Below are 22,655 nucleotides of genomic sequence, written 5' to 3' on the forward strand. Positions count from 1 at the left end.
GCGTCCTGCCTTTTTTACTAGTTCTGCAGGAATATATTTCGGTCGATAGATGCGGGCTTGCCGAGTACGACAAATCGAAGGTTCTTCATATACTTTTGCGAAACACGCTGAACATCGGCCGGCGTGACCTGTTTAACGCGATTGATGAACTCAAATGCGTTTCGCCACCCGCCGCCGACAAGCTCATAACGGGCAATCTCTGCAGCCTGTGCAGCGTTCGTTTCCTGGCCAATAAAATATGATGTCAGAAACTGGCCGGCAACGCCCGAAATATCTCGCTCGGACACAGGAATATTCTGGAGCTCTTTGATCTCGTTGAGCATTATGCTGACTGATTGATTTGCATCAACGGCAGTTACATAAATATTGCCCGAGTTGATGCTTAGCGTTCCCATGTCAGCACTCGGTGCGTACGAGAGGTTTCGCTTAGTTCGTACTTCCTCAAAGACACGTTCACGCAGCAGAGTCGTCGCAACACGCATCGCGTAATAATCAGAGCTCTTGATCGAAGGAGCGTCAAAGACACCTTGAATATAATTCGTTGGCAGATCGCGTGCTGTGATATCGAGAGTCGGTTTTGAAAAATCAAAGCCTTTAACGACCGGTTCCTTGTAAGCTCCCCGCGGAAGCTTGCCAAGCGTCGCAGTTATCTTATTCTTCAATACCGCAGCATCAAGATCACCAACGATCACCAACATCAGCCTCGATGTCTCCATCGTTTTCTTATGATAGTCGCGAAGGTCTGTTGTCTTAAATCGAGCGATGTTCTCGATCGTTCCATTCGGTTCATTCTCGTACGAGGTCTTGGCGTTCAACGACCTGTTTACCAGCACCTGAAGGAAACCGTCAGGGTCGTCCTCTGAACTTCGCAGTGCCGTCAATATTTTCTCACGCGTCAATTCAACATCATTTGCGGCGAATGCGGGATTCATTGCCACGTCAGTAAATATCTCCCACGAATGGTCAAAATCCTCAAGAGTCGATGCCAATGCGAGAACGCTGAAATCGTAATTCGATCCTGAACTTAGGTTTCCGCCGGTTCGGGCGATCTCCCGTCGCAGAGTCTCTCGAGGGTACTTAACGCTGCCCTCGGTCGCCGTGCTGAGCATAAAGCTCTCGAGCCCCGCGTTCTGGGTGGTTGAGTTCATTGCCCCGCCGCGAATGAAAAGACCCGCGGCCACTGTCGCACTGCCCGGACGGCGTTTAACGATCACCTTAAGGCCGTTGACATCGAGTTCTGTGACGAGGCCAGCCTGAGCCGACAGGCTCGTCCCGGCAGTCTGCCCAAATGCTGCGGATTGGAAAAGGACCAGCAGCAGAAATACGATCGTGAGCCGATCAACGCGTGTAAAACGAATAATTACTGATTGCATATTAGTTTCCGATCAGGTCATCCGCCGTGATGCGTGCCTGCGCTTGAGATTCGTTTGAGATCAATGCAACGCCGATGTGCGGCTTGCCTTGAACGTAGGTCTTGATATAGCGGTTCGTGTCCGCACGTGTAACCGAACGCAGTTCCTTGTGATAGCCGCGAAAATATTCGATACCCGTCGACGACCACCAGAAGCCGAGCGTATGCGAATACTCGGTGAGCTTTTCACGATCAAAGAGATCTCGTGATTCGAGTATCGTTTTCGCATTCTCTAGCTCGGCGTCGGTGAAGTAGTTTGGTTTATCGAATTGAGCGATCTCAGCGTAGACGGCTTTGAGAGCGGCCTTGGCACGATCCGGCGAAGTGACGAAAGTAACAACGATCGGCCCGACATTTCGCTGAGTGTAATATCCAAAATCGACGCCGCTGACGAGTCCGGTGTCGACCAGATTGCGCTGAAAACGCGAATCAGGCTGCGTGATGATGTAAGAGAAAACATCTGCGGCGTAGGTCGCGGCATTATCCTTGCCGATCGAAGGGCCATGCCATCCGACCTGCACCAACACGTTCTGCACGGGTTGTATAACGACGTACCCTTCGCTCTTTGCCAGCGGCGGATGCTCGACCAGCGGAAACTCCTTGAATGGATCTACGCTGCGTTTTTGCCAAATGCCGAAATATTGCTCGACAAGCTTAAAGACCTCGTTCGGATCGACATCGCCGGTTACTACTACAGCCGAATTATTCGGCACATAATAGCGCCCTTGGATCAGCTTCATCTTTGCCGTAGTCGACGTCTGGATCGATTCACGAGTTCCGAGCGGCAATTTTCGCGTCGGATATTTGTAAAACAGCTTATCCATTAGCGTCCGGTTTAGGTAGTAAAAAGGATTTGATTCGTTTCGGTCGATCTCGCCAATGACGATCTCTTTCTCGCGGGCAAACTCATCTTCATCAAACACCGGATACAATGCCGCGTCACGCATAAATCGGATGGCCGTGCCGATGTACTGGCTTGTAGTAGTGAAATAATAATTAACCACCTCTTCGCGGGTCGAGCCGTTGTAGGTTATGCCGAGCTGGCCGATATCCCGGAGGTATGCTTCGCCGTCAACCATCGCTTTGTTCGTCTTAAAGAACATGTGTTCATAAAGGTGCGAAAGGCCATTCAGTTCGGGAGGTTCTGTGAAGGAACCGTTGCGTACCGCGAGTTCGATCGTTACTATCGGGGCACCTTTGTCGGGATATACGATCACCTCGAGGCCGTTGGCGAGCGTTTTATTGATGAACGGAACCTTGTATTCGGACCTTGCCGCTGTTGCCGGTTTAGCGGCCGTTGTTTGAGCGAATGCCGCATTTGGTACAAGTAGAGCGGCGAGTAGTAAACTTAGAAATAACTTTTTCACTTGAAAACTCCAGATCGGCCGGTTGAGCGGCCAGTTGTTAACGAAGGGGCTATTTAATAATCTATCATAAGGAACAAAAAACTATGGAACGCGACAATTTGATGCACGGCGCCCGCACGGCGTTGAATACGGATATGGAAATTCGGGCCTGGGCCGAAAATTATTTGAAAGAAAAAGCACGCCTCGAGAATACGCAGATGAGCGACGAAGAGTTTGAAAAGTACTGGAAATACCATAAACCTGAGATCATGCACGCCGGTGCCGCAGAAGCGATGCAGGCGTGGCGGGACGCCAAGCCTTAGACGTGGAGACAAGGTGACAAGGAGAAAAGGAGACAGAACGCGGCGGACAAAATTCTAAAACATCAAGACTTGACGGTTTATAGAAAGGCGTTCGAGGTCTCCATGAGGATCTTTGATCTAACTAAGAGTTTTCCAAAGGAGGAAGCCTATTTGCTTACCGATCAAATTCGGCGTGCCTCTCGTTCTGTCGCTGCTAATATTGCCGAAGCATGGCGAAAACGGCGATACACGGCCGCATTCATCGCAAAACTCAACGATGCAGAAGGCGATGCGGCCGAAACGGAAACATGGATCGAATACTCTGTACGTTGCGGATACGTTGAGCGTGAAGCCGCAAAACAGTTGTTTCTCGAATATGAAGAGGTCATTGCGATCTTGGTTTCAATGAGGAACAAGCCTGAGTCCTGGACAGTCGGAACAAAGAAATAGGGAGACGGCTACAAAGCCATCTCCCCATCTCCTTTTCTCCCGGTCTCCTTGTCTTCCTACACACCCGGCATTGCCTTCTTGAGCGGCTTGAGGATAGCAAATAGAACGACCGCCATCACCAAAGCCATACAAGCGAGAAGCAGGAAGAAGCTGGACTGGAGCCAGATATCCCAGTATATGCCGATCATTGTCAGCTTGTTGCCGATCGCTGTCGCAACAAACCAGCCGCCCATGAGCAGACCGCGTTTACTGATCGGTGCGACCTTCGAAACGAGTGAAAGCCCCATCGGAGATAGCATCAGTTCGCCCAAAGTCACGATCGCATATGCGAGGATAAGCCAGATCGGAGAGACCCGGAAGAGGTAAGAGCTCTGCACAAACGCAGCCTTATTCTTGTCCCCTTCGCCAGGAGCGACGGCGTTGATAGCGGCAACGAGCTGCTGCTCACCCGAAACGCCATCCTTAGCTGCGAACTTTACACCAAAGACGGAGTTCTTACACGTCTTATTCGGAGGGCACTCCTGCACGATCGTGGTCTCGCCATCGGGTATCTTGGCATTCTGGATCTTGGCCAGAACGTCCGGAGCTATCCCGGAATTGCCCAGATTCTTCAGCACGCGTTCATTGATGCGAAACTCGCCGGCAGCCAATTGTTCGGCAGACTTTGTCATGCCTTCGCCGATCGTTGCTCCGAAATAGAGCACGAGGAATGAAAGGCCGGTCAGTGTCATACCGATCGCCATTTTCGTCGGGGTCGAAGGCTCCTTGCCGCGTCGGTCGAGGAAGCCCCAGAACCAGACAAGCGGGAATGTCAGCGTCAATACCCAAAACGCATTGATCGAGTTGGCGATCGTGCCGGTAACGTTCCAATCGGTATTGTCATCGGCCCAGTATGTAAGCGTCGATCCATTTTGGTGAAACACCATCCAGAAAACGATCACGATGATAAAGATCACGACCAGGGCAAAGATGCGTTTGTTGTCGGATACGGTGTTCATCAGGTCCGAAGCCATCTGCGATGCATTGCGCCCCTGCTGATCGCTGACGCCGTGCGGCGGAGCATCGACTGCGGTCGCTGCCTCATCGGCTGTCTGATCTCCGTTAGCGTGGGCATTGTCAGCCTGCATCACATGCTGTTTGAACATCCAGAGAACGCCGACCGACAGGACCATTCCGAATGCCGCAACCGCGAATGCAGGGTGAAATCCAAATTTGGAACGGACGATCTCCATGATTATTGGAGCGATAAATGCGCCGACGTTGATGCCCATGTAGAAGATGTTGTAGGCCCGATCCTTGAGGTGGCTTCCTTCGGGATAGAGGTTGCCGACCATCGTCGAAACGTTCGGCTTGAAGAAGCCGTTTCCGATAACGAGGCACGTCAAAGCAAGGTAAACCGCCCATAATGCCGAGATCGAAAGCAGACCGTGGCCGGCCATAAAGAAGAAGCCGCCGATCATCACAGCCTTACGATAGCCGGTGACCTTGTCGGCGATAAATCCGCCGATCAGAGGACTGGCGTATACAAACATCAGGTAATTCGAGTAAAGAGCCGTCGCCTCAGCGGCCGTCCAGCCAAACCCTTCGACCGGATCGCGAAGATAAAGCGTGAATAGGGCAAGCATCGAGTAGAAGCTGAATCGCTCCCACATCTCTGTTGCGAAAAGTACATAAAGGCCCTTCGGGTGCTTGCCTGATTCGGCGGCAATACCACTGTTTCCGATCGTTTCTGCGTTTGCGCTCATCGATTTCTTTCCTTTAGTTGTTTGAATTTAGAGAAGAGTTAGGCAAAATATAGCAGATAAACTATTTAACGAAAAGAGGACATATGCGTAAACAGGTTTTCTGCTTGATATTTGCTTTGGCCGTTATGATGACGGCATCGGCGGCTGCGGTTGCACAAACATCTCGCAAGAGCGTTTCGGCTGCCGAGGTCAATGGCACATTCAAGATGGATTTCACCGGAAAATTCAAGGAATTCTCGAACGAGATCAAGATCCTAGCACTTGGCGGCGGCAAGATCAGGGTCGCTATGGACCTCGTCTATCCATACACGCTCCGGAACGGGGAAAAATCGGTAAACATGGGCAGCCTCGATAGCGAAGCCTCGATCGCAGGCGACACGGCGATCTACGATTCGGACGAATTTGGTGCTTGTAAGATCACGATCAAGTTTGTCCGGCCGGGAACAATTAAGGTGACGCAGGACGGCTCGGACGGCAATTGCGGGTTTGGGCATAATGTTTTTGCGACCGGCACTTACCGTAAAGTAAGCGGCAAGAAACCGACATTCGAATCTCAGGAACCCTAATACAGGAGGTCTCTCAATGAATCCTTTTCGCTCCCCGGTGCTTCTGTCGCGGCTTGCGATCGCAGGTCTGGGTATAGTCGGCGTTTGTCGAATTTTGTTTTTGGTCGCAGGGTTTGGACTTGTAATAGATCCGAGTCGTTCGGTCGATCTAGGCGATAGCGATCAGCTTTCGATCTGGTTATTGTTCAGCGGGCTCGTCTCTCTTGTGCTGCTGCCGGCGTTCATCTTTTCGGTAGTGACGTTTCTAATGTGGCTTCATCGGGTGTTTACCAATTTACACGCACTCCGTTCGGATCAAACTGATTTCACGCCCGGATGGGCGGTCGGTTGGTGGTTCGTTCCCTTTGCAAATTTGGTAAAGCCGTTTCAAGCCGTTCGCACGGCCTGGGCCGAAAGCGATCCGGATGCCGACGTCGACGGCGGGTTTTTAACCGGTATTCAGTCGTCCGCACCAACATTTATGGGGGTCTGGTGGGCGTTTTGGATCATAGGTAACATCATTTCCAATCTGACAGGCAGGCTCGAGTTAGCAGCAAAGCCGGGCGAAGAGGCGATACTCGGCTATACAGGTATCGTCGAATCGTTGGTCTGGGTCGTCGCAACGATCCTGGCAATCAGAGTCGTTTTATCAATAACCGAACGCCAGGAAGCGCGGTTTGCCCGATTCGGAGCTGTCACCATCGATACGCCGCCGCCGCCGCCCAAATTCTCAGCACCAATCGATCAGCAATATGGAAGTTTTTAAGCAACTCGGCCGCGAGATCGAAGATCGCTGGCGGCTGGTAAATTACAACGAGGCCGAGCTGCCGTCAATCGCGGCCGATGCATTGAGCCGGGCAGACGTGCCGTCGAAGGTGACGATCTGGGAAGTCGCTGAATGGGCTCTTGGCGAATATGAGCTGCCGCGTCAGCGTGACGTTCATGCCAATTTTGCCGATCCGCCGGTGACAGTATTTTCAGGTCTGCGGTTTCACATTGACGTCTATTTTTGGTTCGAAGCGACAACTGCCATTCATCAGCATGGATTTTGTGGGGCGTTTCAGGTAATGAACGGTTCGAGCATTCACAGCTGGTATGACTTTGAAAAAGCACGCTCGATAAACAAGTTCGCCGAGGTTGGAAGCATGTCGCTCAAAAAGTGTGAACTGCTGGGCGCCGGTGATATCCAAGAAATTGCCGGAGGGCGCGATTACATCCACTCGCTTTTCCACCTGGACCGGCCATCGGCGACGATAGTTGTTCGTACCGACCGCAGCCCACTGCATCTGCCGCAATACAGCTATCACAAACCGAATCTCGCGATCGATCCTTTTTTTGAACTGGAAACTGTTACGAAGAAACTGCAGATCGCTGCCGCACTGATCCGGGCCGATCACGAAGAGGCGGATAATATGATCAGCCGTTGGATCGAAACTTTCGATTTTAAGACGACATACCAGATATTAACAAACCTTAGGCAAATGTTGCGTTCGACGGTCGTGGACGAAATGTTCGGGCTGACCGCGCGGCAGGCGAGATTCAACGAATTCCTCTTAATTGCTGAGAATCGACATGGCTCGGACGTCTTTCGTCCGGTATTTGAGCATCAGAATAAGATAGACGCGATCGTCCGCCGCCGCCAGGTGGTCACCGATGCGGCCCATAGGTTCTTCCTGGCATTAATGCTCAACGTCGATGGGCGCGATCAGATATTCTCCCTCATCAAGCAGCGTTTCTCTGATGCCGATCCGATCGAGAAAGTACTCGATTGGACGTACGACCTTGCCAATACTCGTATCGCGGGCGATGAAAAGACGAACGCTCTGGGAATTCCGGGTTTTGACGATATCGATCTCTATGTCTTCGAGCAGATCCTTAACGGTCGCTCCGGCGACGAGATCACGACCGCGTTTCGAGCCGAACATGGCGAACCAACTGCTGCTCATGCGTTGGCCGAAAAGGAACAGCGAATTCGCGACTCCGTCATTTTCCAGCCGTTATTGTCGTGATTTGCGGCGGTTGTTTGCGGCAAAAAACAGAATAATTTAGACTAATTGAGTTATGCCCTTGTAGCTCAACGGTTAGAGCAGCGGACTCATAATCCGTTGGTTGTAGGTTCGAATCCTACCGAGGGCATACTCATTTTTCCTTATTGTCTTTCATAAGCGAAGGCGACAGCTGCTCCACTTTCAGCCGTTATTTTGTCTTACTCCACGCGGTCTGCCATTCCTTCATTTGTTTGATCTCAGATTCCTGTGCCTTTATTATGGCGGCGGCAAGCGTTTTGATCTCAGGTTTTGAAGATCTTTGCAGGGCATCATTTGCCATCATCACCGCGCCCGCGTGATGCGGGACCATTTGCTTGATGAATGCAAGATCAAAATCGTTCCCGCTGACAATAGTGAGAATTTTCATGTCCATGCCTTTCATTGAATCGGCCATTCCCGGCATCTCCATATTCAACGCGGCTGCGGCACCCGGAAACCATTTATCACGCCACACTTTCATCTGACCGATCTCGTTCTGCTGACTCGATATAATATCGGTCGCGAGCGTTTTGATCTCAGGGTGCAGGGCCCTGGCCGTCGCCGGACCGGCCATCATAACGGCGCCTTTGTGGTGTTCGATCATCGTGTCCAAAAACTGAAGGTCGTACGCGGCCGTCGCTGCATTTGGCGAACTCTGCATCGTGTGGTCCATCCCGCCGTGATCCGCACCGGGCGGAACGGTCGGGTTTTGATTAGCGTTGTGGTTCATCCCTGCGTGCGGATCGGTATTGGCAGACGGCATCTGTCGCGAGCACGAAAGGCTAAGGGCCGAGATCACCAGCAGAATGATCGTGAAGTATTGAGTTTTCATAGTATCTTCATCTTCCTTAATGTCGCCTCAACTGATCCGCGATCGAGCGTACTTTCGCTCTGGTCCAGATTGCGGTTCCGATATTTCGGAAAGCCACAAGGTATTCCAATAGGACAATTTTGCAACCAAAGTTAACCGACTTCCGCTACCGCTAAGGTTTCTTATTACTCGTTGGCACTCTATCGGGCATGTCCACGATCGACCTTCGTTTCTCGAAGGCCAGAGATGTATGTAATCCCTGCATCGACGTATCCTTACTGATGCTTCCTATGTATTTATAAGATTTTGCTTCTACACCGCTGTAAGTTTGAGGCACATAACCTGCTTTCCAGATAATCACGGTATAAAAGCCTTTCGGTACTGAGACCGAGGCAAATCCGTTTGAATCTGTGGTTGATTTTGCAGCAACTTGACCTTTTACGGTATCGACTCCTCTATTGCGTTCTACTCCAACTAAAAGGCTGATCTGTTTGCCGACTACAACTGTTGCACCCGATAATACCTTCTGTTTTCCGTCAACCCATTCCGTTACAGTTCCGGAGCATTTTATAGTGTCTTGAGCTGTCAAAAACAAAGATGAACACAGGCAGATTACGGTTAGCATAAGTAACTTTTTCATATTGACCTCCCATGATTAAGTTCAAATTTGGAATCAATGTTGAGACTCCTCTCGTAAATATGGCATACAGTAAAAAAGCTAAATGTGACACCTGTCACGCTTTGTTAAACGACAAGTCGCTCATTTGTTTGTTTTCAAAGTTGCCTTGACCGAGCCGCAATCGAGCATTTTATTGCCGTAATACGGATTGCGAATTTCTTTTTTATCCGAAAGCCACGAAGCCTTTTTCATTGGGCAATACTGCAAATACGCCTCGGTCTCATTAGCCTTAAAGCCAAATACGAGTGAATACATATTGCTCGAGAGCTTAACAAAATGGTCACGCTGGTGGACGAGGTCTTCGTTTTCCTTTATATGACTTGCATCGCTGCGGATCGAACGCGATAGCTTGTCCCACTGCGTTTTTTGAGCCGTGTTCATTTTAGCCGCATCGACCCTATCGAGGGCAGTAAGAAGATCGTCGGATTTCAGATTCGCGGCATCGGCGTTCGAATCGACCATTGCATCTTTCAAGGAATAGTAAGCAGTCAGTGCCGCACCGATCTGCGTTTGCACGGCCGGGTCGATCTTACCCAGGTCCTGAGCACTTACGGAAGCCGTTAGAGCGATCAACAGAAACGTAACCAACACGAGATAGCTTTTCATATTTTTTAGTAGTTGTAAGTGAGGCCTGCACCGAGGCCGTAGTGATTGTAATAATTGCCGGTAAGCTGCAGTCGTTTTGTAAGGATGTATCGAAAGCCAACCTCATATTCCTTGTCGGTGTTCCACATCGCATCTATTCGCAGCCGTTTTGAGAGTGGAATGTCCTCACGACTGAGCTGCAGCCGAAATTTTCCCTGCGTGGTAACCCGGGCGTCGGCCTTAACGAACATCGGCAGCGTATATTCAAACCCAAGCGTCCCAAATACCTCGTTTTCCCAGCGGTGCATCGCGTGGTTCTCTTCACGGTTGAATTCAAAACCGGCATAGATATTGAGGAACTGGGCCTTATCGATAAACCGTCCCAAGCGGTTCTCGCTTTCAAAACCATGTTTCGGATTGAAGTGAAACTTTGTCGCACCGAAGTAGTAATTGTTCATCACCATCGCGTGTCCGAAAATACCGTTCGATTGGGCCGCGACATTAAACATCGTATGCACCATCCGCTCGTCCTCTTTCTTGAAGAAATTCCAGTTCTGCTTGGTCGGTGCGACCTGTGTGTTCGGCGGTGAATTCTCATACGAAAATACGCGGCCCATTCCGGACATCATGTGATAGAGAATGTGGCAATGAAAGAACCAGTCTTTCTCCTCATTCGCGTCGAACTCGATGACGTCCTCCTCCATCGGCATAATGTCGAGAACATTTTTGAGCGGCGAATAGTCGCCCTGGCCGTTGAGAACTCGGAAAAAATGCCCGTGCAAATGCATCGGGTGCCGCATCATCGTGTCGTTGTACATCGTGATGCGAACGACTTCGCCCTTTTTGATCAAGATCTTGTCCGATTTAGAAAGCGGCTTGTCGTCCATGCTCCACATGTAGCGGTTCATATTGCCGGTGAGGCGGAATTTGAGCTCGCGGACCGGCTGTTTCGGGTCGAATGCCGTTTTCGTGGGCGACTTGAGCATTCCGTAATTCAGCGTCACACGCGGCTCGGCATCGGGATTTGCCGGGTCGGGCACGGTTTCCGGATACATCACATCGTTCATATCCATCTGCTGATAGCTCATTTCCATCTTGTGCTTGCCCATGTCGTTCATCATCTTCATTCCTTCGAAGAGTTTGAGCTTCGGCAGCACAGGAGCCGCGACCTTTTCGCCGCTGCCGAGCCAGAGCGATGTTGCTTTGGTCCGGTCCTCGGCGGTCGAGCGAAGTTCGAATGACTTGTTCTCGGGAATGGTGACGATCACATCCATCGTCTCCGCAACGGCGATCATCATGCGGTCAACGTTGACCGGCACGACGTCCATACCGTCGCTTGCCACGACAGACAGTTGGCTGCCGGCAAACTGCACCCAAAAATACGTCGAAGCCGAGCCGTTGATGATCCGCAGGCGAACTTTGTCGCCCGCTTTGAAATCCGGCGAAGCGTCTTCCTTCTTTCCATTTGTCAGAAACGCATTGTAATAGACGTCAGACACGTCCATCGCGTTCATCCGCTGCCATTCCTGTCGAAACTTTGCTTTGAGGGCACCGGCATTTGCGGCCTCGCCGTAGCTCTGGACGGCGTCCTTTTTGATCGCATACCAATCGTTGGCATTTTTGAGCGAACGGTGAACCTCATGCGGGCTCTCGTCCGTCCAGTCGCTAAGCAGAACGGTGTAATTCGGCATCGCCGGCTCGTCGCGCTTCTTTATTATAAACGGCCCGTATAGGCCACGCTGCTCCTGTAGGTTACTGTGCGAATGGTACCAATACGTGCCGCTCTGTTTGATCGGAAAACGAAAATTATGCGTCCCGCCCGGAGCGATAGGCGTCGTCGTCAGATACGGAACGCCGTCCTGCTCGTTCGGCAGCAAGATGCCGTGCCAATGCAGCGACGATTCTTCTTTGAGGTTGTTTTTGACGTGGATCTCGGCAATGTCGCCCTCGGTAAACGTGAGCGTCGGTGCCGGGATCTGGCCGTTGATAGCCAGTGCCTTGACCGACTTGCCGGAATAGTTGACGGTCGTTTCGTCGATAGTTAATTCGTAACGAACGACGTTCTGAGCCGGCACGGCCCACACGGCGGCAAGAATGCACGCAGAAAATAGAACGAATTTCATTGAAAGTACATCTCCGTCGGGCATGGCAAACGCGCACGCCGATACAAGCGCCGACGCGTCGAGGCCTCGACGCAAATAGCTGTCGGGGCCTCACGCGTTCGATCGTCAGTAATTAGATCGCCGGAGCGTCTTTCTTTGCTTTTCCGTGTGCACAACAAGGGCATGAGCATCCGCTCTTGCCGTCGGCCGTGGCGGCCATGTTCTTGTGCATTTCGTGGGTCTTCGGATCCATGCTCTTCATGTCTTTCATGTCATGAGCCTTTCCGTCTTTCATCATCGGGCACGAATGATCGCCGTTAGCGGCCATCTTGCTGTCATGCTTCATGCCTTCCATATTGCCGGACATTTTGTGATCGGCACCGGCTTTCATCATCGGGCACGAATGGTCGCCATCGGCGGCCATTTTGCCATCCTTCATCATCGGGCACGAGGCACCGTCTCCCTTGCAGCAGCAGCCTTCGTGCTTGTCGGCAGCTCCGGTCTTTGCGGCAGCGTTCTTGTCTTTCATCGGACACGAATCACCGCTGCAGCAGCAGCAAGAAACGGCGGCTGAGGTATCAACTGTAGATGTAGTATTGAGAGCGTAAACTGCGACTGCGAGCCCGAGGACCATCGTCGCGGCGAGAGCGATAAATATATTCCTTTTCATTGCAATTCTCCGTAAGTATAACTAAACAAATGGTGTAAATACGCACAAATGCGCGCAAGAACGAACATAAGAAGGGCTCTTACGCATTTGTTCGATCAAATACGGAAAACACAATTTCGCAGACGGGTGCTGCGTTGGTCCAGCGGAGGCGGACGATAGACGCGTTCGACGACGCGATTTGAGGAAAAGGTGCGAAACAGTTCAATCGGCGTGACCGTTGCCGAAGCAACTACGACCGTATCGGCAAACGCGATGATCCCGCGTTCTTCGACCGGAGCCGCGATCATGCTCACGGGCATTGTGCAGCAAGCCGCCGCTTTGGCAGATGCACGATCATTATCTTTTGTCGGCGGTTTTGCTTGTTTCTTGTGATGCTCGCAATGCGAAGGCATCGCCGCCAATGCTAAGGGAGCGGCCTTGGCCGATTGGCTGCAATATGTCAAACACATTGCTCCGCCGAGATTCATGCAGACAAAGGCAATTACGAATCGAGTGACCAAGGTCGAGTTTTTTCGTAATAACCACATAACGTAATCAGTCTACACCGAATTAGCCTCGGAGAGTGTGACTTGCGTCACTAATATTTTTTGATTTTACAAAACAACCGGTCATCAAGCAATAGGCGGCCCCGTATGCCTCGTGCTGGTATTTGGCGATCGGCAGTTCGGCAAATTCGATATTTGCGGCCGACATCGCTTTTCGGATCGTCGCCGGCGAGAGGATCACTACCTCCTGGCGGCAGATTTGGATCAGGCCCTCGAGTTTGAACGTGATCGTGCCTCCTTTCATCCTGCCCTTTGACAGGCGTTCACGGATGGCAACGTTATCGATATGCTGATCGTCAAAAAACCTTTGGATCGCGACGTGAAATTCCTTTACCTCGGATTGATCCTTTGGCTCGCCAATGCCAATCCGTGTGATCTCGGTTTCGATCAGCTCAAAATCTGCTCCATGCCCATCGAGGATCACAAGGCGGGCTTCGTTCTTATCGAGGTCGATACCGCATATTCTCGCCATGACCTTAGTTTACGCGTATGCGGAGAGAACACCAACGATCTGAAAACAGCCTAGACATTAAATCTAAAATCCACCACATCGCCATCCTGCATGATGTACTCTTTGCCTTCGAGGCGGGCGAGGCCTTTTTCGCTGGCGGCTTTACGAGAGCCGCAGGCAACGAGGTCGTCGTAGCCAATGATCTCGGCGCGGATAAAACCGCGTTCGATGTCGGTGTGTATCTCGCCCGCGGCGGTAGGTGCCTTTGTGCCGATCGGGATCGTCCATGCACGAACCTCTTTTTCACCTGCCGTCAAAAAACTCATTAGCCCAAGCATGTGATACGCCGCCTTGATCAGCTCATCGACGCCGGACGACTTGAGTCCGAGGTCCTTGAGATATTCCGCACGTTCGGCAGGATCGAGGGCGACCAACTCTGCCTCGAGTTTTGCGCAAATGACAACGACATCGGCTTTTTCGGCGGCGGCGTGTTTTTTAACTGCTTGAACGTGCGGATTTGAATCCGGATCGGCGAGCGTTTCTTCGTCAACATTGGCGGCATAGATCGTCGGTTTTGACGAAAGAAAGAACCACGTCTTTACGATCGCCTTTTCGTCGTCCGTCAGGTCGGCGGCACGTGCCGGGCGGCCTTCTTCGAGGACTGGCAGTATTTTGTTGAGGATCTCAAGGTCGCGTTTCGCTTCTTTATCCGTCCCCGATTTGGCGGCGCGTTCAGCCTTGTCCTTGCGTTTCTCGGCCGAACCGAGATCGGCAAGAGCGAGTTCGATCTGGATGGTTTCGATATCGCGGATCGGGTTGACCGAGCCTTCGACGTGGATGATATTGTCGTCGTCAAAACAGCGTACGACCTGTATAACCGCGTGCGTTTCGCGAATGTTTGCGAGGAATTGATTGCCCAGACCTTCGCCCTTTGATGCACCGCGAACAAGGCCTGCGATGTCGAGAAATTCGACCGTCGCCGGCACCGTTTTCTGTGCGTTATTTAGCTTTTCAAGAACGGCGAGGCGTTCATCCGGCACGGCAACTACACCGACATTCGGCTCGATCGTCGCGAACGGATAATTCGCCGCGAGAGCAGCTTCCTGAGCGGTCAAAGCGTTAAAAAGTGTAGATTTTCCGACGTTGGGCAGGCCAACAATTCCAGCTTGTAACATAAAGACGTTCCGTACAGACCAGTTCCAAACTTCTTATATTACATTCTGACGGCCAAATTTACCACGCAGCGGTGATCGGGGCAGCCCCACCACACAGCAAAAAGAGGCCGAAGCGAACGTAATGTCTGGCTTCGGCCTCAACAGGGTTACTCCTCAGGAATTAAGGCACATAAGCATTTGGTGTTGGAATATCTCCCGCCGCACCGAATGCCTGTATCAGCGTCCCCGCAGTCGTCCGTTGAACGAACCAGGTGTTGGTCGACGGACGGAAAACAGCGGTGTCGTATCTATCGTCACCGTCATAATCACCGGGAACAGTAATGTCCGTGGTAACGCCGAACGGTGCGGAGTAGAACGAATTATCTTCGCTCCTTAAGATGAACCAGGTGCCCGTCGACGGCCGCCAGAGTGCAATGTCTGTCTTGTTGTCGGCGGTGTAGTAACCTTGGACCGGTTTATCAGTCAATACGCCGAACGCCAATGCAAACACAGTACCATTTGAACTGCGGCGGACCCACCACTGGCCGACCGACGGACGGAAAATAGCAATATCGGCCTTGCCGTCACCGTCGTAGTCGCCGACAACAGGCTTATCTCCCGCCGCACCGAATCCGAGTATGTCAGTGCCTCCGGTCGATTTCTGAATAAACCATGTGTTGGTCGAAGGCCTGAAAACCGTAGCGTCGGCTTTGCCGTCACCGTCAAAATCACCGGTGATCGGCGTATCGCCGGTTGTACCGAACGGGAAAGAGAAGAACGAAAAATCTTCGCTTCTCAATACGAACCAAGCTCCGGTCGTCGACCTAAAGAACGCAAAGTCGGACTTCTGGTCGCCGGTGAAATCAGCTGGCGTGATCTCGTCTGTAGCAGAGCCAAATGCCAATGCAAAGTTGGTGCCGTTCGAACTGCGGTTCACCCACCATTGACCGACGCCAGGACGAAAGATCGACAGATCCGTTTTGTCATCACCATCGTAATCGAAGGGGGCACGAATGCCGGCAACCGGTGCGGCCGTAACGGTCACGCTTGCATTATTTATGTCAAAAAAGATGTTGGAAACCGCTTCGACCTTGATCCTGCCGGTTGTTGTACTTACGTTAGGTATCAAAATAGTATCCGACCCGTCATTTGGCGTAGCGGCTACCAACGTATATGGAAATGTTGTTCCGCCATCAGCAGAAAATGTAATTTTAACGTTCGCCGTATTGATCGGTGCAGCAGTTGTACCGCTCACATTCCACGTCACGGTCTGGGCCGAGTTCCCGGCATACGAAACGGCCGAATTTTGTGATGTCACCGTGAACGGCGTTGTCGTATTTACGAAAGTCACGTCGGTCGTGGCGTCAGCAACGCCGCCGAGGTTGTCGCGGACGGTCACGCGATAGTTTATTGTTCGAGCGACGGACGGCAGATCTTCGCCTGTGATGCAGGTGGCTGCACATACAGAACCGGTGGCTGAAGTGCCGGTAAATGTGACCGGAGCTTCGTTGGCGTTATTCAGAATATATGTCAACGAAGGGAAGGTACGCGTCGGGCTTGTCGATGGTGAGTACGGACGCATCAGAATTCGGCTCGCACCAAGATTTGTGTCGTCGTCATCGGTGGTTGCGGGGTAATTTGATGTCAAACCGCCGCTGGATGTATTGTGTTCCCATGAATAGGTCAGCGGATCGCCATTGCCGTCAGAGGCAGTCGCCGTCAACGCATAAGGGGTGTTGAACGGTATCGATACCGCTGCCGGAGCCGTAACGGTCGGGACCTGATTTGAACCGGCCAAGGTTCCGCATCCGGCACCGCCGGCACCGAGAAATGCGATCGCCTCTTGCTGGCTGTGGCCCAGGAAATTGTCGATCGAATTACGTTGGAGGTTCGAAGTGCTCGAACAAATACCGGCATAGCTCATAATGGTAGCGCCGCTGCCGGGCTCTTTTCGGGCCGCCGTGCTGCCCGACCCGCAGTTAGGATCGGAGTTAAAGGTGTGATTCGCTCCGATCTGATGGCCGATCTCGTGAGCTACGTAATCTACGTCAAAGCCGTCGCCCTGCGGATTTGGCTGGCCTGAGGCTCCGCGTGCCTTACTTGCTCCGCAGAACGAAGAGAGATTCGCGAGGCCGTTATTGCTGGTTGCAAACAGATGTCCGACGTCATAGTTTGCAACGCCTACAACCGTGTTAATGTTCGTTTGATTGGCGTCCAGCTGTGCACTGTTAATAACATTCGTATACGGGTCGGTCGCGGGGTCGGTATAGATCAGATTTGTTCCCGAAACTAGTTGCAGTCCGACGGCAAAATCCTTGCGATAGATCCCGTTCATTCGGTTTGCCGTTGTTGTGACCTGTGCCAACGCATTTGCCTGACTTCCGAAAACCGCGGTGTATTCCGCGGTCACAGCGATCGCTAACCGATAGGTTCGGATCTGCGTACCATGAGAGAATTCGGGTGCGATCAGGAAATCCATCGTAGGCTCGCCGCCCTTAAAAAGCTGCTCGTCGAAATCACAATGAAACTGTTGAGTGCGGGAAACATCCTTTTTGAAATAAACGATGTAATTTTCGACGTCACGCAGTTGGTAAGGGTCAACCTGATATGTGCCTTTCGGTGACCAGACCGTCGCGTGAAATCCGTTCAGCGTCCAGCCCAATCGAGCGGTGGCGGCAGGATCATCGACTCCATAGGCCTGATAGGTCTTCCAATCGGGATATTGAGCCGATAAGTCCGGAGAAAGCACCGGCGATTCGATGATCCGAAACCGTTCAAATCTGCCGTCGGGTGTCGGTATTGAAAATATGTTTTCCGACTGTCGAGCTGCTTCGGAAAATTCCATCGGTGATCTTTCTAAAACTCCGCGAAGCGACGCCTGATCAAGTCTGTAAACCTCGTAAGAGTCCGGGTAAACGCCGCGAGTGCCGCGAGCCGGAATTCTGCTCTCGATCGCCTTGTTCCACACATTGTCACCGGCCGCGTCAGCGGTTGTCGGCAACGAGATCAAGATCGACGATACAAACGCGATCGCCAAAAATAAACTAAACTTCATTTCTTTCTCCTTAATTTGATGGTGCAAAAGTCACTGACTATCGAACGCAACTGGTCAATAGTTTGCCGATTCTCGAAATGACCTAACCGGCCCAAGTTGTAGCTTTGGAAGTAAAATATCGTCAATAATACCCTGAAACCACGAAATATCAAATGTTTTTTTGCGAATCAGGGCACACTTGGAGCATTCGAGTAAGATCCGGATCCTCGAATTTTGATTTTTGATATAGGAGACAGACTGAGATTTTTGGTCATTTCCGGGCGTAAAACATCCCGATATTTGCGAGGCGAGAGGAATTCTCACGGTCTAGCCAAGTAAATTTTCCCCGTGCAAATGGAACGATGTCGTGCTCGTTTATTTTGCCATCGAGTTCCTGAGCGGCGAGGTCGTAGATGTAGTATTCGGCCTCTCGTGAGATTTTAGTAAGGGCGTCTATCTCTTGATCCGAAAGTTCGGGAAACAGTCGTAATATCCGTTCTTTAATCGGCTTACCGTAGTTTTCTCCCCATTCTGTTGTGAGTTTGAGGGCGTAATTGAGCAGTTCGTCGGAGAATACATCGCCGCGGTGGTGCGGTGCTATCGCGATCGAAGGAATTGGGACTCTACGGGCATCATTACCGTTACGCCGTAATTGTTCGTTCTGAGCGATCTCAGCATATCGGTCGGTGAACTGTTTTGGAAAGAACTTGATAAATGTTATCAGTAGCTGTTCACTATCGGGAAGTTCGCAGATCGCTTCATAAAACCCCGGCCGCAAATGCCCGATGTGCAGCCTATATTTGCGGTCAACAATTGACGATTCATACCGCTCAACCTCCAGGCCGTGCAGACGGTCATTTACCGTTGCCGACAAAACCTGGCTGATCTCAACAGCAAACGGAATCTCGACAACCTGATAATGCAGCGTTTGGTCAATGGTCACATTATTCAGATCACCTTTCGAAACCGACGTCACAGCAACCGGACATTGCCCGGGCGGGACATTCTCGGCAAACTCCGGACATCGGATCAACCTTTCCATATCAATGAGAACCGCCTCGCCATCACCTCTATCCGGCAAACTGGGCTGCGTGGTATCGGCGAGTTCAAACAGAGTGCCCTCCGGAAAATGTTCGTTCGATCTCAAGAAGAAAAGGGCGTATTTTTCTATCATTTGTTAAATCCAAGCTCTACGGAGCCCAATTCTAAATCACACAAACGTGCAACAGCATAACCCAAAATACATTGTCGATTCGAGTGGTTGGCATTGTTGTATTCACATTCGATTACAAAACACTCACTTTTGCTTAGTTTACGTCAATGTTACGATTTAGCTTTGAATCGGATGCGAATACTGATAGTAAAGCTGAGCAGCATCGGCGACATAATTCATGCGTTGCCAGCGGTCGCGGCCATAAGGCGGGCGCTGCCTGAGGCACAGATTTCTTGGGTCGTTGAGGCTCGTTCGGCTGAAATTATTCGCGGTTGTCCGCTCGTTGACAATTTGATCGAGATCGACACGCGTTCGATACGTGGGAAAGTCGTCGACAAGATCGTTTCCGAGATCTCGTGGCAGGCAAAATTGATCCGAAAGCACAAGTACGACATTGCGATCGATTTTCAGGGGCTCATTAAATCTGCTGCGATCGCTAAGATCAGCGGAGCAAAGCAGCGCTGGGGATTTGCGAAAAGAGACTTGCGAGAGAAGGCAAGCCGTTATTTTCTAACAAATACGGTTTCGATCGAACCGAAGACACATATAATCCGAAAACAACTTCGTCTCGCATCGTCCACCCTTGGATTTGAATACGACGATGCTCTTATAGAATTCCCGATCGCAACTACCTACGATCATCGAGCGGAGGCGGGAGCGATAATCGCTCGATCAGGCGAAAAATTCGCCATCCTTAACCCTGCCGGCGGCTGGGTGACGAAGCTGTGGCACGCCGAAAAATTCGGCGAACTGGCAGACCGCATATTTGAAGAAACGGGTATGATCTCGGTCGTCGCCACTGCTCCAAACGAGGTCGAACTAGCACAAACGGTCGTCGCAAACAGCCGGACAGGGAAACTGATATTAACTCAGCCGAGCCTCAAAGGGTTTTATGAACTTGCGCGTCAGGCACGAATCTATGTCGGCGGCGACACCGGGCCTACACATTTAGCGGTGGCTGCGGGAATACCGGTCGTCGGGCTTTTCGGCCCTACCGAATGGTGGAGAAACGGCAGTTTGACTCCAGGCGATATTTGTGTTGAACGAACCGATATCACATGCCGCGTCGATTGCCATCGGCGAACATGTGACAATTGGATCTGCATGGACTCAGATGTCGACTCGGTTATGGCGGCTGTTATCCGCCGGATCTCGACGAGCGAACCGCGCCCGAGCGATTCATAAATAGCGGGCTCTCGTCTGTGCGGAACCAAACAGGCGCAGAATCGATTTTTCGGATATACTCTATTTGTCGCAAACGCCTACGGCAACCGTAGTTCGGATGATTGCCTCTAAGTAATTTGGTGAAGTCTTAGACTAAGTTGATATGCTGTTGTACTTCAGGGTTTCGTTACTAGTATTTTTGGCGGCGTTTTCGTTTATTAGCGCCGGCACAGCTCGAAAAGGCCGCGAAGCCGCTTCCGTTCACGTCCGGTGAGACACTTACATACGAAGGCAAGATCAGCCGTCTGCTTATCGCCATTTCGATAGCTGACGTAGTGTTCACGGCCGAAAATATTCCCAATTCCACAAATTACCGCATCCGGGCCAAAGCTACGTCCAAGGGCACATTGCTTAAATTGTTCGGATTCAGCTTTCTCCAGGACTATGAGTCGATCGTCGATTTTACGAATCAGCGTGTCCTCAAAACGACCAAACACGACGTTCAAAAAGAGCGTGTCCGCGACAGCATCGCCGATTTTGATTACACGCAACGGCGTGTCAGTTATGTCGAGACAGATCCGAAAGACCGGAACCGCCCGCCCCGCCGCATCGCTTCTGCGATCGAAGAACCGATGTACGACCTCGTTACCGGTATCTACTCTATCCGGCCGATGAAACTTGCGGTCGGGCAGAACTTCGAAGTGGCGATCAGCGACTCCGGGCTCGTTTACAATGTTCCCGTTCGAATAACGAAACGCGAACGGCAAAAGACCATCTTCGGCAAGGTATGGTGCTGGCGCCTGGAACCCACGGTCTTCGGGAAAGGCCATCTCATCGAGCAAAAAGGCAATATGATCATCTGGCTCATGGATGACGACCGCAAAATACCTGTCCGCGCCCACGTTAACACGACCTATGGCGAGTTCGATGTCCGGCTAAGATTGGCTAGCAAGTAACCTCCATTTAACACCGCAATTTTCGATAAAGCTTGTAACTTTCTTCACAAAGTCGCATAATGTACGTTGCGGTTTATTGCGTTATGAAGACAAAGGTGGCAAAAACAAAGAAAGCAAATAAAAAGGCAGCAGTGATCGAGGTCGATCCGTTCGCGACGGCTGTTGTAGACAACAGCGCAAAAAAGCCGACGGCAAGGAAGACTGCCACGGTCAGAGAGACAAGAGTAATTTCCGAAACGCCAAAAAAAGCGGCTCGCAAATCGGCAAAAAAGGTCACCCTTGACCCGTTCGCCGAAATTGCCGTCGAGGCGGTCGCGTCGTCGCCGACAAAGAAGCGTGGAGCAAAAACAGCGTCGAAGGCCGTCGCGGTCAAAGCAGTGTCAGAGACGACGACCGTAGCAGCCGGACAATCAAAATCAGCGATCAAGGCGACAAAAACGAAGAGCATCAAGAAAACCGATCTTGACGTGACCAACGAACTCGCCGCGAGCGAACCAAAGGCCGATCTTTCGCCTGTATTCAAGGCCCTCGCTGAAGTCAAACTCCCCGAACTGAAACGCGAGAATCGAGCCCGTCTGCAAATGCAGACGCCGACACGTTTGTATTTCTACTGGTCGATCCGCGAAAATCCGTGGCACACGCTGCGCAATGTTTTCGGCGACGACCTAGGCAGCTACACGCTCGTCGTCAAGCTGATCGACAAACGCACGGACCGCGAAACGATCAGCCAATGCGAGGCCGAAGGGAACTGGTGGTTCGACGTCGAACCGGACGGGGAATATCAGGCCGAGATCGGTTTTTACGCACCGAACCGGCCGTATTTTCGCATTGTCTATTCGAACACGATATCTACGCCGCGACGTTCGCCCAGCCCGCGTGCGGCGACCGAATCCGACTGGACCGTGTCGGCAAACAAATTTGCCGAGGTTCTCGATGTCGCCGGATTCTCGCGTGATGCGTTTGACGCCGCGATGGCCGGTGACGATGTCGCCGCCTCGTCGGACGCTTCGCACACAGCATTCACGCGGCTCGTCGGCAACAATGACAACGACATCCGCGGCATCGCCGCCGAAGAGATCCGTTACGCCCTTGTCGCACTTGCATCAGGCACATCGCTCGAAGAACTCCGTTTCCGCATCAGCCCGGCATTGTTCGCGATCCTACAGGCAAACGCCGCCAACATTGAGGCCGGCCGTGCCATGTCCGCCCTGACCGAGTATTTCGACATCGACGAGACCGAGTGGACCGAAGAACAATTCGGCCCCGCCGTTTACGGAGCCAGCCTCGTCAATTTTCCGCGAACACTGAAAACAAAAGTGCTCTCGCCGAAATACACCCCGCGGTACGATCCTGTCAGTTCGCACAGTATTCGATAGTCCGTTATCTGGTTTTTAACAGGATGGACAAGATAAATAGGATTTTGACAAATCATCCTGTATATCCTGTCCATCCTGTTTTAATATAC

General features: G+C 51.6%; 20 protein-coding genes, 1 tRNA gene and 1 pseudogene. 9 read left to right on the forward strand and 13 right to left on the reverse strand.

From position 1 onward, the window contains the following. Nucleotides 1-17: 17 nt before the first annotated feature. Nucleotides 18-1,373 (reverse strand): insulinase family protein, encoded by a 1,356-nt coding sequence (locus IPK01_07320; protein MBK7933303.1) that lies wholly within the window; start codon nucleotides 1,371-1,373, stop codon nucleotides 18-20. A 1-nt stretch (nucleotide 1,374) separates the two neighbouring features. Next, the gene (locus IPK01_07325; GenBank protein MBK7933304.1) at nucleotides 1,375-2,778 is read right to left on the reverse strand and encodes an insulinase family protein; all 1,404 of its coding nucleotides are present in this window, start codon (nucleotides 2,776-2,778) and stop codon (nucleotides 1,375-1,377) included. An 83-nt stretch (nucleotides 2,779-2,861) separates the two neighbouring features. Here IPK01_07325 and IPK01_07330 point away from each other — a divergent pair, with 83 nt between their 5' ends. Together IPK01_07330 and IPK01_07335 are read left to right on the forward strand one after the other, a co-directional pair. Then, nucleotides 2,862-3,080, forward strand: coding sequence for a hypothetical protein (locus tag IPK01_07330; GenBank protein ID MBK7933305.1), 219 nt, complete (start codon nucleotides 2,862-2,864; stop codon nucleotides 3,078-3,080). A gap of 102 nt (nucleotides 3,081-3,182) precedes the next feature. Further along, nucleotides 3,183-3,509 carry a four helix bundle protein gene (locus IPK01_07335; protein MBK7933306.1) on the forward strand — a complete coding sequence of 109 codons (327 nt, stop codon included), beginning with the start codon at nucleotides 3,183-3,185 and terminating at the stop codon, nucleotides 3,507-3,509. A gap of 56 nt (nucleotides 3,510-3,565) precedes the next feature. On the opposite strand, the gene IPK01_07340 is transcribed toward IPK01_07335, so the two are convergent. Next, entirely contained in the window at nucleotides 3,566-4,252 is a 687-nt protein-coding gene (locus tag IPK01_07340; GenBank protein ID MBK7933307.1) for a hypothetical protein, read from the reverse strand. Nucleotides 4,253-5,379: 1,127 nt separating this feature from the next. On the opposite strand from IPK01_07340, the gene IPK01_07345 reads away from it, so the two are divergent. From IPK01_07345 to IPK01_07360, 4 genes are all read left to right on the forward strand, one after another. Next, nucleotides 5,380-5,820, forward strand: coding sequence for a hypothetical protein (locus tag IPK01_07345; GenBank protein MBK7933308.1), 441 nt, complete (start codon nucleotides 5,380-5,382; stop codon nucleotides 5,818-5,820). A 16-nt stretch (nucleotides 5,821-5,836) separates the two neighbouring features. Further along, on the forward strand, nucleotides 5,837-6,565 hold the full coding sequence (locus IPK01_07350) for a DUF4328 domain-containing protein (GenBank protein MBK7933309.1): 729 nt from the start codon (nucleotides 5,837-5,839) through the stop codon (nucleotides 6,563-6,565). Beyond that, the gene (locus IPK01_07355) at nucleotides 6,552-7,808 is read left to right on the forward strand and encodes a hypothetical protein (GenBank protein ID MBK7933310.1); all 1,257 of its coding nucleotides are present in this window, start codon (nucleotides 6,552-6,554) and stop codon (nucleotides 7,806-7,808) included. The genes IPK01_07350 and IPK01_07355 overlap by 14 nt, the downstream gene beginning before the upstream one ends. A gap of 54 nt (nucleotides 7,809-7,862) precedes the next feature. Beyond that, a tRNA-Ile gene (locus IPK01_07360) sits at nucleotides 7,863-7,935 on the forward strand. Nucleotides 7,936-7,995: 60 nt separating this feature from the next. On the opposite strand, the gene IPK01_07365 is transcribed toward IPK01_07360, so the two are convergent. The 10 genes from IPK01_07365 to IPK01_07410 all read right to left on the reverse strand — a co-directional run bounded on the left by IPK01_07365 (nucleotide 7,996) and on the right by IPK01_07410 (nucleotide 19,031). Further along, nucleotides 7,996-8,658: a DUF305 domain-containing protein gene (locus tag IPK01_07365; protein MBK7933311.1), complete on the reverse strand. Its 663-nt coding sequence runs from the start codon at nucleotides 8,656-8,658 to the stop codon at nucleotides 7,996-7,998. A gap of 151 nt (nucleotides 8,659-8,809) precedes the next feature. Then, a complete protein-coding gene (locus IPK01_07370) occupies nucleotides 8,810-9,277 on the reverse strand; it encodes a carboxypeptidase regulatory-like domain-containing protein (GenBank protein ID MBK7933312.1) in 468 nt (155 codons plus the stop codon). Nucleotides 9,278-9,397: 120 nt separating this feature from the next. Next, nucleotides 9,398-9,922 carry a DUF3347 domain-containing protein gene (locus IPK01_07375; GenBank protein ID MBK7933313.1) on the reverse strand — a complete coding sequence of 175 codons (525 nt, stop codon included), beginning with the start codon at nucleotides 9,920-9,922 and terminating at the stop codon, nucleotides 9,398-9,400. A gap of 5 nt (nucleotides 9,923-9,927) precedes the next feature. After that, nucleotides 9,928-12,024, reverse strand: a complete 2,097-nt coding sequence (locus IPK01_07380) for a multicopper oxidase domain-containing protein (protein ID MBK7933314.1) — start codon at nucleotides 12,022-12,024, stop codon at nucleotides 9,928-9,930. A 112-nt stretch (nucleotides 12,025-12,136) separates the two neighbouring features. Then, a complete protein-coding gene (locus IPK01_07385; protein ID MBK7933315.1) occupies nucleotides 12,137-12,673 on the reverse strand; it encodes a hypothetical protein in 537 nt (178 codons plus the stop codon). A 95-nt stretch (nucleotides 12,674-12,768) separates the two neighbouring features. Continuing rightward, nucleotides 12,769-13,200 carry a hypothetical protein gene (locus tag IPK01_07390; GenBank protein MBK7933316.1) on the reverse strand — a complete coding sequence of 144 codons (432 nt, stop codon included), beginning with the start codon at nucleotides 13,198-13,200 and terminating at the stop codon, nucleotides 12,769-12,771. Nucleotides 13,201-13,222: 22 nt separating this feature from the next. Next, nucleotides 13,223-13,690: a DUF3010 family protein gene (locus IPK01_07395; protein ID MBK7933317.1), complete on the reverse strand. Its 468-nt coding sequence runs from the start codon at nucleotides 13,688-13,690 to the stop codon at nucleotides 13,223-13,225. Nucleotides 13,691-13,740: 50 nt separating this feature from the next. Further along, nucleotides 13,741-14,844 (reverse strand): redox-regulated ATPase YchF, encoded by a 1,104-nt coding sequence (ychF, locus tag IPK01_07400; GenBank protein MBK7933318.1) that lies wholly within the window; start codon nucleotides 14,842-14,844, stop codon nucleotides 13,741-13,743. Nucleotides 14,845-15,004: 160 nt separating this feature from the next. After that, the gene (locus IPK01_07405) at nucleotides 15,005-17,878 is read right to left on the reverse strand and encodes a VCBS repeat-containing protein (protein MBK7933319.1); all 2,874 of its coding nucleotides are present in this window, start codon (nucleotides 17,876-17,878) and stop codon (nucleotides 15,005-15,007) included. 250 nt (nucleotides 17,879-18,128) lie between these two features. After that, nucleotides 18,129-19,031 carry a hypothetical protein gene (locus IPK01_07410; GenBank protein MBK7933320.1) on the reverse strand — a complete coding sequence of 301 codons (903 nt, stop codon included), beginning with the start codon at nucleotides 19,029-19,031 and terminating at the stop codon, nucleotides 18,129-18,131. 171 nt (nucleotides 19,032-19,202) lie between these two features. On the opposite strand from IPK01_07410, the gene waaC reads away from it, so the two are divergent. The 3 genes and pseudogenes from waaC (at nucleotide 19,203) to IPK01_07425 (ending at nucleotide 22,566) form a co-directional block, all read left to right on the forward strand. After that, entirely contained in the window at nucleotides 19,203-20,255 is a 1,053-nt protein-coding gene (gene waaC / locus IPK01_07415) for a lipopolysaccharide heptosyltransferase I (GenBank protein MBK7933321.1), read from the forward strand. 203 nt (nucleotides 20,256-20,458) lie between these two features. Beyond that, nucleotides 20,459-21,190: pseudogene (locus tag IPK01_07420) on the forward strand (DUF3108 domain-containing protein). Nucleotides 21,191-21,273: 83 nt separating this feature from the next. Then, complete coding sequence (locus IPK01_07425; protein MBK7933322.1) at nucleotides 21,274-22,566, forward strand: DUF4912 domain-containing protein; 1,293 nt, start codon at nucleotides 21,274-21,276, stop codon at nucleotides 22,564-22,566. The last annotated feature ends 89 nt before the right edge of the window (nucleotides 22,567-22,655 follow it).

This window comes from Acidobacteriota bacterium (genome assembly GCA_016713675.1).
In the GTDB taxonomy this organism is placed as follows: Bacteria; Acidobacteriota; Blastocatellia; order Pyrinomonadales; family Pyrinomonadaceae; genus OLB17.

What these genes read in the sequence shown, in the direction of transcription:
- IPK01_07320 (MBK7933303.1), bottom strand. Translation starts at nt 1,373, where the DNA reads ATGCAATCAGTAATTATTCGTTTTACACGCGTTGATCGGCTCACGATC.
- IPK01_07330 (MBK7933305.1), top strand. Translation starts at nt 2,862, where the DNA reads ATGGAACGCGACAATTTGATGCACGGCGCCCGCACGGCGTTGAATACG.
- IPK01_07335 (MBK7933306.1), top strand. Translation starts at nt 3,183, where the DNA reads ATGAGGATCTTTGATCTAACTAAGAGTTTTCCAAAGGAGGAAGCCTAT.
- IPK01_07340 (MBK7933307.1), bottom strand. Translation starts at nt 4,252, where the DNA reads ATGGCGATCGGTATGACACTGACCGGCCTTTCATTCCTCGTGCTCTAT.
- IPK01_07345 (MBK7933308.1), top strand. Translation starts at nt 5,380, where the DNA reads ATGATGACGGCATCGGCGGCTGCGGTTGCACAAACATCTCGCAAGAGC.
- IPK01_07350 (MBK7933309.1), top strand. Translation starts at nt 5,837, where the DNA reads ATGAATCCTTTTCGCTCCCCGGTGCTTCTGTCGCGGCTTGCGATCGCA.
- IPK01_07355 (MBK7933310.1), top strand. Translation starts at nt 6,552, where the DNA reads ATGGAAGTTTTTAAGCAACTCGGCCGCGAGATCGAAGATCGCTGGCGG.
- IPK01_07365 (MBK7933311.1), bottom strand. Translation starts at nt 8,658, where the DNA reads ATGAAAACTCAATACTTCACGATCATTCTGCTGGTGATCTCGGCCCTT.
- IPK01_07370 (MBK7933312.1), bottom strand. Translation starts at nt 9,277, where the DNA reads ATGAAAAAGTTACTTATGCTAACCGTAATCTGCCTGTGTTCATCTTTG.
- IPK01_07375 (MBK7933313.1), bottom strand. Translation starts at nt 9,922, where the DNA reads ATGAAAAGCTATCTCGTGTTGGTTACGTTTCTGTTGATCGCTCTAACG.
- IPK01_07380 (MBK7933314.1), bottom strand. Translation starts at nt 12,024, where the DNA reads ATGAAATTCGTTCTATTTTCTGCGTGCATTCTTGCCGCCGTGTGGGCC.
- IPK01_07385 (MBK7933315.1), bottom strand. Translation starts at nt 12,673, where the DNA reads ATGAAAAGGAATATATTTATCGCTCTCGCCGCGACGATGGTCCTCGGG.
- IPK01_07390 (MBK7933316.1), bottom strand. Translation starts at nt 13,200, where the DNA reads ATGTGGTTATTACGAAAAAACTCGACCTTGGTCACTCGATTCGTAATT.
- IPK01_07395 (MBK7933317.1), bottom strand. Translation starts at nt 13,690, where the DNA reads ATGGCGAGAATATGCGGTATCGACCTCGATAAGAACGAAGCCCGCCTT.
- ychF (MBK7933318.1), bottom strand. Translation starts at nt 14,844, where the DNA reads ATGTTACAAGCTGGAATTGTTGGCCTGCCCAACGTCGGAAAATCTACA.
- IPK01_07405 (MBK7933319.1), bottom strand. Translation starts at nt 17,878, where the DNA reads ATGAAGTTTAGTTTATTTTTGGCGATCGCGTTTGTATCGTCGATCTTG.
- IPK01_07410 (MBK7933320.1), bottom strand. Translation starts at nt 19,031, where the DNA reads ATGATAGAAAAATACGCCCTTTTCTTCTTGAGATCGAACGAACATTTT.
- waaC (MBK7933321.1), top strand. Translation starts at nt 19,203, where the DNA reads ATGCGAATACTGATAGTAAAGCTGAGCAGCATCGGCGACATAATTCAT.
- IPK01_07425 (MBK7933322.1), top strand. Translation starts at nt 21,274, where the DNA reads ATGAAGACAAAGGTGGCAAAAACAAAGAAAGCAAATAAAAAGGCAGCA.